Raw genomic sequence first — 12,870 nt, 5'->3', positions numbered from 1 at the left:
GCGGGGCGCGCGACCTCGCGCCGCTCGCGGAGCGCGCGATGACGGTAGAGCCGCGGATCGACGTCGCCACGATGCGGCGCGCGCTGTCCACCGCCGAGGCGGTGATGGCGCTGAACCCCCCCGAGTCGCCGATGAGCGAGGGGTACCGGCTGTTCCGGGTGTCAGGCGGTGACGTCGCGTGGCTGGACCTGCCCGCGAACAGCGGCGCATACGCCGTCTTCGGCTCGCACCCGCGCTGCGACGTGAAGTTCGCGTCGGGCGACGACGTCTGCGTGCGCCACCTGGTCGCCACCTGCTGCAACCTCCCCGACGGCGGCTTCGGGCTGCGGCTCATGGATCTGCAGACCTCGATCCCCTTCTTCGTGGACGACGACGTGCCGCGGCGGTCGATCGTCGTCAGCGGCCCGCTGCTCGTGCGCATCGGCAAGCACGTGGTCGGCGGGCTCCCGGTCGGGCCGCGCGCCTCGTCGAGGGTGCTCGAGGTGAGCTCGTGCGGGATGAGCGAGCCGCCGCGCGGCCTCGAGAGCGTCGCGGACAAGGCCGTCAGCGAGGGCGCCGCGCCGCCCGCGGCGACCGAGGGCATCACGACAAGCCACCGCTTCGCCCGCGGAGAGATCTCGCACATCACGTCCGTGCGCCCCGTCGCGCACATCGAGGAGATGGTCGCGCCGCGCGCGAAGAGCGGGTACGTGCGGCTCACGCTGCAATCGAGCGAGCGCAGCGCCGCGGTCGAGCTGCCCCAGCAAGCGCTCGACGACGGCGTGCTGCTCGGGCGCGCCGACAACTGCCTGGACCGCGGCCTGCGCGCCGTCCTGAGCACGCACATCTCGCGGACCCACCTGCTGCTCCTGCGGGACGGCGCGGAGATCATGGCCCTCGATCTCTGCTCGACGAACGGGACGAGGTTCGCAGGCCAGAAGGTCCGCCGCGTGATGGTGCCCGCCGAGGGCCTCGCGCTCACGCTCGGCCCCGAGCTCACGCTGGTCTGGCACCCGCAGACCTGACACGCCGGCCGCGCCTCGCGGCGAGGCGCCTGGCGATCCCCGAGGTGCGGCACGTTCGGCCGAAGCACCGCGCTCCCCAGGCCGAGCAGCGCGGCGCGCTACGCGCTACGCGCTACGCTAGGAGCTGGCGCGCGATGACGAGGCGCTGGATCTGGCTCGTGCCTTCGTAGATCTGGAGGACCTTCGCGTCGCGCATCATCTTCTCGACGGGGTACTCCTTCACGTAGCCGTTGCCGCCGAACACCTGCACGGCGTCCACGGCGGTCTGCATGGCGCTGTCAGCGCCGTAGGCCTTCGCGAAGCTCGAGACGATCGGGTCGCGCACCCCGTGATCGAGGTTCCACGCGGCCTTCTGGTAGAGCAGGCGCGTCCCCTCGACGCGGATCGCCATCTCCGCGAGCATCCACTGGATGAGCTGGTGGTTGCCGATCGGCTGGCCGAAGGTCTTGCGCTCCTTGGCGTAGGCCACGCACTCGTCGACGCAGCGCCGCATCAGGCCCGTCGCGGCCGCGCCGATGTCGGGGCGGGTCTGGTTGAAGGTCTCCATGGCGAGCTTGAAGCCCTGTCCCTCGGGCGCGAGCAGGTTCGCCTTCGGCACCTTCACATCGTCGAGGAACACCTGGGCGGTGTCGCTCGCCCGCTGGCCGAGCTTGTCCTCCTTCTTGCCGACGCGGACGCCGGGCGTGTCGCGGTCGACGATGAACGCCGCGATCCCCTTGTGCCGCAGCTCCGGGTTCGACGTCGCGAAGATCACGTAGTAGCGCGCGTAGCTCGCGTTCGTGATCCAGCACTTCTGCCCGTTCAGCACGTAGTCGTCCCCGTGCTTCGTGAAGCGCGTCTTGAGGCCCGCGACGTCGCTGCCCGCGTCCGGCTCGCTCGTGCAGTAGCTCGCCATGATCGGCTCGGCGGTGAGCATGCCGAGGTACTTCTTCTTCTGATCCTCGTTGCCGGCGAGCTTGATCGGCGTGAGCGCCAGGCCGTTCGCGAGGAAGCTCGTCTGGATCCCGGTGCACCCGTACGAGAGCTCCTCGGCGAGGAGGGCGTTCTCGAGCTCGCCCATGCCCGGGCCGCCGTACTCGGCCGGGCAGGTCGGGTTGACGAGGCCGATGTTCCAGCCCTCCACGAAGACATCCATCGGGAAGTACGATTTCTGATCGCACTCGGCCGCGATCGGGAGGATGCGCTCCTTCGTGAAGCGACGCGCCGTATCGATGAGAGCCTTGTGCTCTTCGCTCACAGAGAAATCGACCACCTTGTGACCTCCGGCTAGTGGGGCGGGGACGGCGCTCACCGGGCCCGCCAGCTATGCGGGACGAGGGCCTGCGCCCCCGTCACTCCTTCATCCTGCGCCTGCGCCGCTCGAGCTCGGCGCGCACGGCGCGGCTGCCCAGAATGTAGCCGACGATCAGCCCAAGCATCAGCACCACGGGGATGTAGAGCGCGTGCTGCGGGGTCATCTCCCCCAGGTTCGGCATCAGCCCGCCCCCTGGCCCGCTCCAGCCCGTGCCTTCTGCACGGCGGCCTCGAGCGCGTCGATGCGCCGGTCGATCTGCCTCTGCCGGCGCCAGGAGACGAAGACCAGCGCGAAGAGGATGAGCCAGATCGCGGCGTACGCCTCGACCAGCAGCTTCTCTCCGCTCTGCATGTCGTTCCCCCCCTCGACGGGGCGGAAGGCCTGCGCTCGGTCGTCCGTCGTGGTGCTCGTCGGCTGCTGCAACGCCGCATGGGAGAACAAGGAATGATTGGATTTCATGTTGTCAGTCCTCTCCGATGCCGGCTTCGAGGGCCTCTTGCTCGAGCTCCGCGAGCCGCGCGGACGCGAGATCGACGCGGTAACGCGCCCACACGAGCGCGAGGGTGAGCAGGGTGAACGAGAGGAAGCCGAAGCCGAGCGCCATCTTCATGTCAGGGTGCCCGAGGCCGCCGCCTTTGCCCGTGATGACCGTGGGGTGGTTACCGCCCCACATCTTCACCGAATAATGGATGATCGGCAGGTTGGCCGCGCCGAGGACGCCCAGGGCCGCCGCGAACTTGCGCTCGGCGTCGCTGTCGCCGGTGAAGGCGCGGAGCACGACGTAAGCGATGTAGATAAGCACGCTGAGCAGCGACGTCGTGAGGCGCGGATCCCACGTCCAGTACACGCCCCACGCCTTGGCGGCCCACAGCGGGCCGGTGACGAGGACGATCAGCCCCATCGCCACGCCGACCTCGGCGCCGGCCTTCGCCAGCGAATCCCAGCGCTGCGTGCCGCGCGCGAGGTAGCCGGCGGAGCCGATGAAGCAGACGGTCGCGCCGATGTACATCGCGTACCCGGCGGGGGCGTGGAAGTAGAAGATCTTCTGCACGATCCCCATCGTGGCCTCGGTCGGCACGACGTACGCCACGAAGTGGAGAGTGCCGATGACGGCGAGGGCCGACGCCGCGAGCAGGACGTAAAACGCGATGCTGGCGCCCGCGGACGCGCCGCTCGCCGCGCGCCGCGCCGCATCACCGTTCGCTGCCAAAGCCACCTTGTGCGGCGCCCGCTCGACGTTGACGTTGGCTCCCATGCTGTCGCGCACCGTACTGCCAAGGACGGTCGCGTTCAAGCCGGGGTGACGCGGGGCCGAGCGGCGCCCGAGCGACGCAGCGCGCGCCTCAGCGCGGCCGCCCCCTCGCTCAGGTGCCGTCGGGCGCGATGGCGTCCCAGCCGGTCGCCTTCGCGAGCCGCGACATCGCCATGTCGAGATCCATCGTCGCGTTCAGCTGGTTGAATCGGTTCGTGGCATATGCCTTGGCTGGATCGATGAGATCCTTGTCCGCCATCGTCCCGACGTCGATTCCTTGCTGCACCATCACGAGCCAGCGCTTCCCGTACCTGGCCGCCTTGGTGTAGGCGTCGAGCCGCTTCTGGGCCTCCACGACCTCGGCATAGGCGGTCTCGACCTCGGTCGCGACCCCGCCCATGGCGAAGCGCTGCGTCGCGGCCATCTCCTCGAGCTGCGCCTCGGCGGCGCGGATGCGCGCCGATTGCGGCAAGAGGTCGAGCTTCCACTGCAGCGCGAGCGCCGCGCTGTAGTGGAAGAAGTTGCCGGGGTCGCTGGTGAACGGGTTCAGCTGATCCGCGACCTCCGGGGCGGCGCTCACCCCGACCTGCAGGGCGATGCCGATGTCGGGGAACAGCTGCGCGCGCGCGAGCCGCACCTGCGCGGACCTCGCGTCGAAGCCCGCGCGCGCCTGCGCGAGCTCCGGCCGGTAGAGGCGCGCGGCGGTCAGGTAACGGGTGACGTGGCCGAGCCGGTGGTTCGGCGGGCGGATCGGGACGTCGGGGATGTCGAGATCCGCGACGCCCGTGTAGAAGCGCAGCCCCGCCAGCGCGACCGAGATGTATTTGTCGACCTCGGCCCCGCGCGCCTCGAGCTCGGCCCCGAAGGTCTGCAGCTTGAGCAGCTCGATGGGATCGCCCTCCTCGCGCTCGACCTGCTCCTCGAGGCGCCGGAGGGCCTTGTCCATCTCGGCCCTCACGTCGACGAGCAGGCTCCGCGAGTCGCGCGCGAGCTGGAGGCCGAAATAGGCCTTGCGGACGTCGAGCCGCACCGCGTCCCGCTCCTTCTCGACGCTCGCCTGGTTCACCCGGACGTTCGCCTCGGCGGCGTCCCGGAGGTTCGTGATCTTCCCGAACGTCCAGAGCGGGACGACGCCGTCGATGTTCACGCGCCAGCCGACCCCGAGGCTCGAGGTGAGCGAGACGTCGGTGTTCGGGCTGAAGACGTTGTTCCCGCGGACGGTCGGCGCGAGCGCGACGCCGCCCGTCAGCTTGAACTGCGAGAACGGGGCGTACCGGGCCTCGTCGAGCTGCGCGCGGACGTGGTCGAGCTTCGCGCGCGCGACGGCGACGTTCGGGTGATTGCGATCGGCGAGCGCGAGCACGCCGGGGAGATCGTGGACCACCGCCGCTCGCCGCCCGGGAGCCCCGCCGGCGTCGGCGGCGGCGGCAGGGAGCAGCGCCAGCCGGACCGCGAGGGAAAAGGCGGCGGCAGCAAGGGCAGCTCGTGCAGCGCGTCGGGCCATTTTCGGCGCAACGTAGCACGAGCCGGGCGCGCGCTTCTGCGACGTGCGCCCGGCGCGACCGACGTGTCCGCGCGTCAGCCCGCGCCGCCCTTGCTCGGCCCCGCCCCGTCGCTCTCCCCCTGCGCCGCCTCGTCTCCGCGCGACGTGACCTTTTTCTTCAGCCTCCGGAAGTTCGAGCGATCCATCCCCGCCTGCCGCGCCGCCTCGCTGAGGTTGTTGCCCGTGCGCTCCAGCAGGCGCCCGACGTAGATCTGATCGAACGCGTCGACGGCGCGCTCCTTGGCCTCCGCGTAGGGGAGATCGCAGAGCTCGGCCGGCAAGACGAGCGCGTCCCTCGGAGGGCGAAGCGGCGGCCCGGAGCGCCCCGACACCGAGGGCGGCAGATCCGCGGGCAAGATCGCCTCGCCGCGCGCGGAGATCACGGCGTGCTCGATGGCGCTCTCGAGCTCGCGCGCGTTGCCCGGCCACGCGTGCTCGCGGAGCAGGCGCGCCGCCTCGGGGCCGATCCGCTTGACGTCGCGCCCGTGCCGGCGCGCGCACCGGTTCAGGAAGTGGCTCGCGAGCAGCGCGACGTCCTCCTTGCGCCGCCGGAGCGGCGGCAGCTCGACGACGATGACGCCGAGGCGGTACGCGAGATCCTCCCGGAGCTGGCCGGCGGAGGCGAGCTCGCGGAGCCCCTCGCACGTCGACGCGATCACGCGCACGTCGACGCGGCGCGGCTCGCCCCCCGCCCTCGCGATCTCGCCGTGCGTGAGGACCCGGAGCAGCCTGGCCTGGGCCGCGGGCGGCAGCGCCGAGACCTCGTCGAGGAAGAGCGTGCCCTTGTCCGCCGCCTCGATCAGGCCCCCGCGGGCGCGCCCGTCCGGCGAGGCGTCGCCGCCTTCGCCGAAGAGCTCGCCCTCGGCCCGCGACCCTGGCAGCGCGCTGCAGTCGACGGCGACGAACGGCCGCGCGGCGCGCGGGCCGCGCCGGTGGACGGCGCGCGCGACGAGCTCCTTGCCCGTACCGCGCTCGCCCACCAGCAGGAGGGGCGCGCCGACGGCCGCCACGCCGAGCGCCTTCCTGTAGGCGTCCTGCATCGCGGCGGAGCTCGTGATCACCTCGCCGAGCTGCTCGTGCTCGTCGACCCGCTCCTCGAGGGCCCGCGCGCGGCCCGCGAGCCGCCGGCGCTCGATCGCGCGCTCGATCGCGATCGAGACCGCGGCCTCCGCGTCGACGGGCTTCGTCACGAACCCGTACGCGCCGGCGCGCACGGCCGCGATCGCGGCGTCGAGGTCGGCGTGGCCGGCCATCACCACGACCTCGACGTCGGGGTACGTGGCCCTGATCCGGTCGAGCACCTCGGCGCCGCTCATGCGCGGCATGGCGAGATCGAGCAGCACCGCCTCGACGCGGGTCGTCGCGAGCAGCCCGAGCGCCGCGGGGCCGTCCTCCGCGGTGAGGACGTCGAAGTCGCGCACGAGCGCGCGCGCCAGGCCGCGGCGCAGGGCCGGCTCGTCGTCGACGAGGAGGATACGGGCGCGATCTGCGGCGTTCACGAGGCGGGGCGGGACTACAGCGGCTTGCGTGGGGCGAAGGGCGGGATGTCGGTGCCCCGGCGCGTCTGCGGCTCCCTCGGCTCGTCCGTGACCGCGTGCGCCGTGTGCGCCGTGTGCGTCGCGGCGAAGGCGGGATCGCTGGAGCGGCGGAGCTTCCCCGGCGGCGGCGAGGACTGCGGCTCGCCGCCCGCCGCCGGCGTGTAGATCTGGCCGTGCTGCTGGAAGACGCAGATCCGGTTGCCGCCCTCGCGCTTCGCCTGGTTGAGCGCGCTCTCGGCGGCGCGGATCAGCCCGTCCTTGGAGCGGACGTCGCGCGAGGGGTAGAGCGCGACGCCGATCGAGACGCTGCACGGCCTCGCCTCTCCGCCGAACTCGACCGGGTTGCCGGCGGCCTCGCGCCAGATCCGCTCGGCCACCGTCAGCGACCCGGCGAAGTGGGTGCTCGGCAGGACGATGAGGAACTCCTCGCCGCCGTAGCGCGCGACCACGTCGACCTCCCGGACGGAGCGGCGGATCCCATCGGCCACGCGCCGGATCACGGCGTCGCCGAGCGTGCGCCCCCCGGTCTCGTTCATCGCCTTCAGCCGATCGATGTCGACGAGCACGCAGGCGAACGGCTCGTGGTAGCGCTCCGCGCGCTTGAACTCCTCGTTGAGCCGCGTGAAGAGGTACCGGTAGTTGTAGAGCCCCGTCATCTCGTCGTGGATGGAGAGCTGCTCCAGGTAGGCGCGCTGCGCCGCGACCTGGTCGTGCAGCCGCTTGATCCGGAGCATCGCGCCGACCCGCGCGAGGAGCTCCTCCTCCTCGAACGGCTTGCAGACGTAGTCGTCGGCGCCGATCTTGAGCCCCTCGACCCGGTTCGCCGTGTCGCTCTTCACGGTGACCAGCACGACGGGGAGGAACGACTCGGAGGTCATGCTCTTGAGCAGCCTGCACGCCTCGAGGCCGGTGAGCCGGGGCATCACGATGTCGAGGAGCACGAGATCGACCCCTCCCCGCCCGATCAGCTCGATCGCCTCCTGACCGTCGTCGACCGCCTCGACCTGGAAGCCGGCCTTCTGGAGGATGCTCACCAGCATCTGGCGCGCGAGGCGGTCGTCGTCCGCGACGACGATCCTGGCCGGTCGACCGCTCGGGAGCTCGATCGGCGCGGAGAGCGGAGCGCTTCGGAGTTCGTCGCTGTTCGGCACCGGCACATCCTCCCTTCGGCCGGGGCCGGGCGCAACGAGATCGCGCTGCGGCGGACGCCGCCTCGCCGCCGGTCGCGCGCGGTCGCGCGCAATCACGAAGGCAATCGCAGGAGTTGCCCGGGCAAGTCGCCCCAGCATCGCCGATCTCGCGCGGGCTGCCGTCGCGCTGGTTTCGCGGTAAGGACCCGGCATGACTCAGGCGCGGTTCTGGAAGCTCGCGGCGCTCGCGCTGGCCTTCACGCTCGGCGTGATCCTGTGGGGCGCGTTCGTGCGCGCGACCGGCTCGGGCGCCGGCTGCGGCAGCCACTGGCCGACGTGCAACGGCGACGTCATCCCGCGCTCTCCGAGCGCGGCGACCCTCATCGAGTTCACGCACCGCGCCACCTCGGGCGTCGCGTTCCTGCTCGTCGCGCTGCAGCTCGTCTGGGCCTTCGTCGCGTATCCGTCGGGCCACCCCGTGCGCGGCGGCGCGGCCGCGTCGATGCTGTTCATGATCACCGAGGCGGCGGTCGGCGCCGGGATCGTCCTGCTCGAGTACGTCGCCCACGACGCGTCGGCGGCCCGCGCGATCTGGATGGCCGTGCACCTCATCAACACGTTCCTGCTGGTGGGCGCCATGACCTGCACCCTCTACTGGGCGCGCGGGGGCCGGCGCGTGCGCTTGCGCGGCCAGGGGGTGACGGGCGCGCTGCTCGGCGTCGGGCTCGCCGGGGTCCTGGCGGTGGGCGTGACCGGGGCCATCGCCGCGCTCGGGGACACGCTCTTCGCCGCGGCGTCGCTCCGCGAGGGCCTGGCGCAGGATTTCTCGCCCGCGGGGCACTTCCTGCTGCAGCTGCGCGTGCTGCACCCGACCGTGGCGGCGGCCGTGGGCGTCTACCTCCTCTTCGCCCGCGGCGCCGTCGCTGCCCGGCGCCCCTCGCCCGAGGTCGCGCGGCTCTCGGCGGCGACCGGGGCGCTCGTGCTGCTGCAGATCGGCGCGGGGCTCCTCAACCTCTTCTTGCTCGCGCCGGTGTGGATGCAGCTCGTCCACCTCCTGCTCGCCGATCTCCTGTGGATGGTCCTCGTCACGTTCGCCGCGGCGGCGATGAGCGAGTCGGCCTCGGCGGCGGACGCGGGCCCGCCCGGGGAGAAGGCCCGGCGGGAGGCGGTCGCCATCTAGAGCGGCGGTCACCCGCGTCGGATACGGGCCCATCTCGACGTTTTCGGTGCTCAGCGCACTGGAGTGCGCTTCCGCGCCGAAAACGCCGATCTGGACCCGTCTCCTGTGCGGGTGACCGCCGCTCTGCGACGCTCGTACCAGGCTCAACTGAAAATCGCTCTAGAGCTCCGAGCTCTCCTCGTCGCTCCCGGGGTCCTGCGAGATCGTGCGGCGCTCCGAGCGCGTGCGCGCTCCGTCGGCCGGCGCCGCGGAGCGCTGCTCGGGGACGGACGGGGGGAAGTCGACCTGGAGCACCATCCCTTGATCGGTCTCGATCACGCGGTAGGTCGCGTCGGCCTGGGTGCGCAGGTCGATCACCATGTCGAGATCGTTGCCCTGGCCGACGAGCTGCACCTGGGTGACCGGGGTCGCGAAGAACGACGTCACGAGCGGGAAGCGGTTCGTCTGGATCGCCCCCGCGCCCTTCAGCCGGTAGACGAGGCGTCCGGCGGCCTTCGACTCGGCGACGTCGACCTTGCCCCCGTGGATCTGCACGAACACGCGCGAGCCGCCGGTCGGGAGCATGCGGAAGCCGGGGAAGGTGGCGATCGGCCGCCCGGCGAGGCTCGCCTGCGCGTCCTTCTTGGGCTTGCGCGCGCGCCCGGGGCGCTGCGGCGCGCCGGCGCTGCCGCCGCGCGGCTTGTTGACCGCCGGCTTCTGCGGGGCCGCGGCCTTCTCCGGCGCGGCGGGGGCCTTCGGGGCCGGCTGGGCGGTGGCGCCCTGCGCGAGGGCCAGCGACGAGGCGAGGCCGAGGGCCAGCGAGAGGCTCAGCGAGAGGTGCCTGGAAGGTCGCATCCTAGCAGTACAGCACGACCGCCTGGCCCAGCAAAGACGGCAGCACGGTAAGCTCTGCGTGTGCCGGCCCGCGCTCCACGCTTCTCGCACGTCATCGGCGTCGACGACGCGCCGTTCGCCCGCGACCACCGCGGCGACGTGCAGGTCGTCGGGACGGTCTTTTCGGGGCTGCGCCTCGAGGGCGTCCTCTCCACCCGCGTGAGGCGCGACGGGCGGAACGCCACGCCCGCGATCGCCGCGATGATCCGCGGCTCCCGCTTCTACGCCCAGGCGCAGGTGGTCCTGCTCCAGGGCATCGCGGTGGCGGGCTTCAACGTCGTGGATCTCGCGGCGCTGCGCGAGGCCCTCGCCCTGCCGGTCGTCGTGGTGGCGCGGCGCCTCCCGGACCTCGACGCGATCCGCGACGCGCTGCTCTCGCGCGTCCGCGGAGGGCGCCGCAAGTGGGCGCTCATCCAGCGCGCCGGCCCGATGGAGCCGGTCGCGGGCGTGTACGTGCAGCGCGCCGGGATCTCGCTGGACGACGCGAGCGCGCTCATCGCGCGGCTCTCGGTGAACGGCCACCTCCCCGAGCCCCTGCGCGCCGCGCACCTCATCGCCGGCGGGCTGACCACCGGCGAGAGCCGCGGGCGCGCGTAACTGGACGCTGACGAGCCGCTGACGAGCCGCAGACGGGCCGCGACGGCTCGCGCGCGTCAGAGCGCCTGCCGGCGCGGAGCGCTGGCGGCGCCCGCCTTCTCGGCCTTCTTCCCGCGGCCGGTCACCTTCGAGTAGATGACGTCGAGGTTGGCGTTGATGTCGAGATAGAACTGAGCGTCAGGGCTGTAGAAGAAGTTCCTGCGCTGTCCGTCCTCCCCGAGCTGCCTCGTCGTGTTGTTGTAGCCGAGCGTGAGGTCGACGACCTCGTAGACCGGGTAGCTCACGTTGAGATCGAACGCCGTCTGGGCGGCGTAGGTGGGCCCCTGGGAGCCCTCGTACGGGGCGCAGCCGGTCGGGATCTTGGCGCATCCCTCTTCGAACTCGTGCTTGAACTGGCTGATGAGCCTGAAGCTCGTCGCCAGGGAGAGGTCCTTGTAGAGCGGCAGGCCGACCTCGAGGCCCGTGGTCAGGCTATCCATGGTCTGAGACGCCCCGGTCAGCTGGTCGTCAAACATCGGGTCACCGCTCGCCGCCGTCCGGGGCCGCCGGAGGCCGGAGCTCACTGGCGTGTACGAGTCCGCGAACAGATGGGCGTAGGTCACGCCGAGCGTCGCCGTCACGTTGTTCAGCCCGTCGGCCTTCGAACCGAGCAGCTTGATCTTCTGGGTGATCTGCGGGCCAACCGACATGAGGAAGTACCTGCCGGAGTTCCAGCTGATCGGCGAGGTCGGCAGGAGCACCCGCAGCCGCATGGCCCCGTCCGTCTTGTACTCGCCTTGGTTCGCGCCGCCGCTCTTCCAGAGTTCGCGGCTGTATCGGGCGCTGAGCCCGATGTCCTTGAACTGCGGCTCACGGTAATCCGTCGTGGTGTCGCTGTTCGTGAGCTCGGTAACCCAGCCGATCTCGGCGGCCACCGACACCTTGTCCTTGGGCTGGTCGAGCACATAGAAGTTGGGCCGGAACGTGAAGTCCCAGCCGTAGACCTGGATGGCGGGGATATACCCGCCGCCAACGCCGAAGAGGGTCGTGCTACCGCCCTGGTTCCAGGTGAACGTCGTCCCGCGCCAGCGCAGCGTCGTCTCTTCGTCCTCCTCCTGGACGGTGTCGGCCCCAGTGGCCTGATTCCACTGCACCATCGGGGAGACCGCTGCGTCGGGCCGCGGTGTCACCGGGGCGGGCAGCGGCTCTGCTGGAGGGTCCGGCTGCGCGGGCGGCGCTGGCTGCGCGGGCGGAGCAGCGCCGGGCGGAGCAGCGCCGGGCGGAGCAGCCACGCCCGGCGCAGCAGCAGCAGCGCCTGGCGCAGCGGGAGCGCCGGGCGCCGCAGCGGGAGCGCCGGGCGCCGCAGCGGGAGCGCCGGGCGCTGCCGGCGCCGGGGCGGCCGGTGGCTCGGCCGGCTGGAGCGGCGTGGGATCGACCGGCGGAGCTGTCGGCGGCGCGGGCGGCGTCTGCGCGGACGCCACCGAGATGCTGCCCAGGACACCGGCAGCCACAAGCAACGATCGGAACGTCATCTCCACTCCCTCTCCTGGTCGCCTCGGCCCCTCACGCTCCACCGCGCGCTTGGCCAGACGTCGGCCACACTCCGCGCGCCCCCCGGCGGTCAGCGCGCCGGGGGACCTGCTCGGTCCGCCCCACGTGCAGAAAACGTACCCTGCCGCAAATCGAACCCAAGCATCGGAAATTATTCAATATATGCCGCCACCGCCGCGCGCCCGTTACGGGGCTGACGCGCACCCCCGTTGCGAATGTGACGATGCCTGAAGTAAGCCAGCGGGCGATGGAGCCGATGTCCTTCCCGGGCGACAGGGATTCGCCCCTCTCGCCGCGATCTCCAGGAAGCCCCCGCGGCGACGACGGCGGGGGCCACCGGCCCACCGAGATCAACGCCCTCCTGGGCCGCGGTACGCACTTCGAAGGCAAGCTCTTCTTCGAGGGCCGCGTGCGCATCGACGGCAGCTTCCGCGGCGAGATCCGCGGCGAGGACGTGCTCGTGATCGGCGAAGGGGCGCTCGTGATCGGGGAGATCCACGTCGTGACGTGCATCGTCACGGGCGGCGAGGTCCAGGCGAGCATCCGCGCCCGCGATGCCATCGAGCTGTACGCTCCATCCAAGGTGACCGGCGCCCTGCACGCGCCCGCCATCTTCATCGACCGCGGCGTGCAGTTCGACGGCTCCTGCAAGATGGCCCCGCTCGACGAGGAGCCAGGCGAGCGGCCCCAGCGGCCGCCCACGGCGTCGTCCGAACCCGACGCCGACGCTGCCGGACAGGCCGCGAGCGCCGCGCCCACGACGCCCACGATCGACGACAGCGGCGGCAGCACGCAACGTGCAACACGCGCGTGAGCGTTGAGCGCGCCGACGCCGACCGCTGAATTCCGACCTCGTCCGACGAAAGCATGTTTTCTGTAGTGCGCAGGCGTGCGGCCGCGTGCTGACGGAGGTACATCTAGCGAGGGGC

Annotated in this window: 13 protein-coding genes; 4 read left to right on the top strand and 9 right to left on the bottom strand. The window is 71.8% G+C overall.

Going from position 1 to position 12,870, the window contains the following annotated elements:
• Nucleotides 1–38 precede the first annotated feature (38 nt).
• Complete coding sequence (locus WMF27_RS14480; RefSeq protein ID WP_437768288.1) at nucleotides 39–1,004, top strand: FHA domain-containing protein; 966 nt, start codon at nucleotides 39–41, stop codon at nucleotides 1,002–1,004.
• Between the two features lie 112 nt (nucleotides 1,005–1,116).
• Here the strand turns inward: WMF27_RS14480 and WMF27_RS14475 are convergent, their stop codons facing one another.
• The 7 genes from WMF27_RS14475 to WMF27_RS14445 all read right to left on the bottom strand — a co-directional run bounded on the left by WMF27_RS14475 (nucleotide 1,117) and on the right by WMF27_RS14445 (nucleotide 7,782).
• Complete coding sequence (locus WMF27_RS14475) at nucleotides 1,117–2,256, bottom strand: acyl-CoA dehydrogenase family protein (RefSeq protein ID WP_437552715.1); 1,140 nt, start codon at nucleotides 2,254–2,256, stop codon at nucleotides 1,117–1,119.
• A 79-nt stretch (nucleotides 2,257–2,335) separates the two neighbouring features.
• Nucleotides 2,336–2,479 carry a hypothetical protein gene (locus WMF27_RS14470; protein WP_012235483.1) on the bottom strand — a complete coding sequence of 48 codons (144 nt, stop codon included), beginning with the start codon at nucleotides 2,477–2,479 and terminating at the stop codon, nucleotides 2,336–2,338.
• A complete protein-coding gene (locus WMF27_RS14465) occupies nucleotides 2,479–2,757 on the bottom strand; it encodes a CcmD family protein (RefSeq protein WP_437768289.1) in 279 nt (92 codons plus the stop codon). The genes WMF27_RS14470 and WMF27_RS14465 overlap by 1 nt, the downstream gene beginning before the upstream one ends.
• Before the next feature lie 4 nt (nucleotides 2,758–2,761).
• Complete coding sequence (locus tag WMF27_RS14460; protein ID WP_437768290.1) at nucleotides 2,762–3,553, bottom strand: cytochrome c biogenesis protein; 792 nt, start codon at nucleotides 3,551–3,553, stop codon at nucleotides 2,762–2,764.
• 109 nt (nucleotides 3,554–3,662) lie between these two features.
• Nucleotides 3,663–5,054 (bottom strand): TolC family protein, encoded by a 1,392-nt coding sequence (locus tag WMF27_RS14455; protein WP_437768291.1) that lies wholly within the window; start codon nucleotides 5,052–5,054, stop codon nucleotides 3,663–3,665.
• Between the two features lie 74 nt (nucleotides 5,055–5,128).
• Entirely contained in the window at nucleotides 5,129–6,592 is a 1,464-nt protein-coding gene (locus WMF27_RS14450) for a sigma-54-dependent transcriptional regulator (protein ID WP_437768292.1), read from the bottom strand.
• 14 nt (nucleotides 6,593–6,606) lie between these two features.
• On the bottom strand, nucleotides 6,607–7,782 hold the full coding sequence (locus WMF27_RS14445; protein WP_437768293.1) for a diguanylate cyclase: 1,176 nt from the start codon (nucleotides 7,780–7,782) through the stop codon (nucleotides 6,607–6,609).
• A gap of 190 nt (nucleotides 7,783–7,972) precedes the next feature.
• On the opposite strand from WMF27_RS14445, the gene WMF27_RS14440 reads away from it, so the two are divergent.
• Nucleotides 7,973–8,941 (top strand): COX15/CtaA family protein, encoded by a 969-nt coding sequence (locus WMF27_RS14440; protein WP_437768294.1) that lies wholly within the window; start codon nucleotides 7,973–7,975, stop codon nucleotides 8,939–8,941.
• Between the two features lie 159 nt (nucleotides 8,942–9,100).
• On the opposite strand, the gene WMF27_RS14435 is transcribed toward WMF27_RS14440, so the two are convergent.
• Nucleotides 9,101–9,775 (bottom strand): AMIN domain-containing protein, encoded by a 675-nt coding sequence (locus WMF27_RS14435; protein ID WP_437768295.1) that lies wholly within the window; start codon nucleotides 9,773–9,775, stop codon nucleotides 9,101–9,103.
• A gap of 60 nt (nucleotides 9,776–9,835) precedes the next feature.
• On the opposite strand from WMF27_RS14435, the gene WMF27_RS14430 reads away from it, so the two are divergent.
• The gene (locus WMF27_RS14430) at nucleotides 9,836–10,411 is read left to right on the top strand and encodes a DUF99 family protein (RefSeq protein WP_437768296.1); all 576 of its coding nucleotides are present in this window, start codon (nucleotides 9,836–9,838) and stop codon (nucleotides 10,409–10,411) included.
• Nucleotides 10,412–10,467: 56 nt separating this feature from the next.
• Here WMF27_RS14430 and WMF27_RS14425 read toward each other — a convergent pair whose 3' ends face one another.
• Nucleotides 10,468–11,922: a hypothetical protein gene (locus tag WMF27_RS14425; protein WP_437768297.1), complete on the bottom strand. Its 1,455-nt coding sequence runs from the start codon at nucleotides 11,920–11,922 to the stop codon at nucleotides 10,468–10,470.
• A 242-nt stretch (nucleotides 11,923–12,164) separates the two neighbouring features.
• On the opposite strand from WMF27_RS14425, the gene WMF27_RS14420 reads away from it, so the two are divergent.
• Nucleotides 12,165–12,755: a bactofilin family protein gene (locus WMF27_RS14420; protein WP_437768298.1), complete on the top strand. Its 591-nt coding sequence runs from the start codon at nucleotides 12,165–12,167 to the stop codon at nucleotides 12,753–12,755.
• Nucleotides 12,756–12,870: the final 115 nt, after the last annotated feature.

The sequence above is a fragment of the Sorangium sp. So ce281 genome (assembly GCF_051527395.1).
Taxonomy (GTDB): domain Bacteria; phylum Myxococcota_A; class Polyangia; order Polyangiales; family Polyangiaceae; genus Sorangium; species Sorangium cellulosum_B.
Note: the sequence above shows the minus strand (reverse complement) of the source record. Positions and strands in the feature narration are given on the sequence as shown.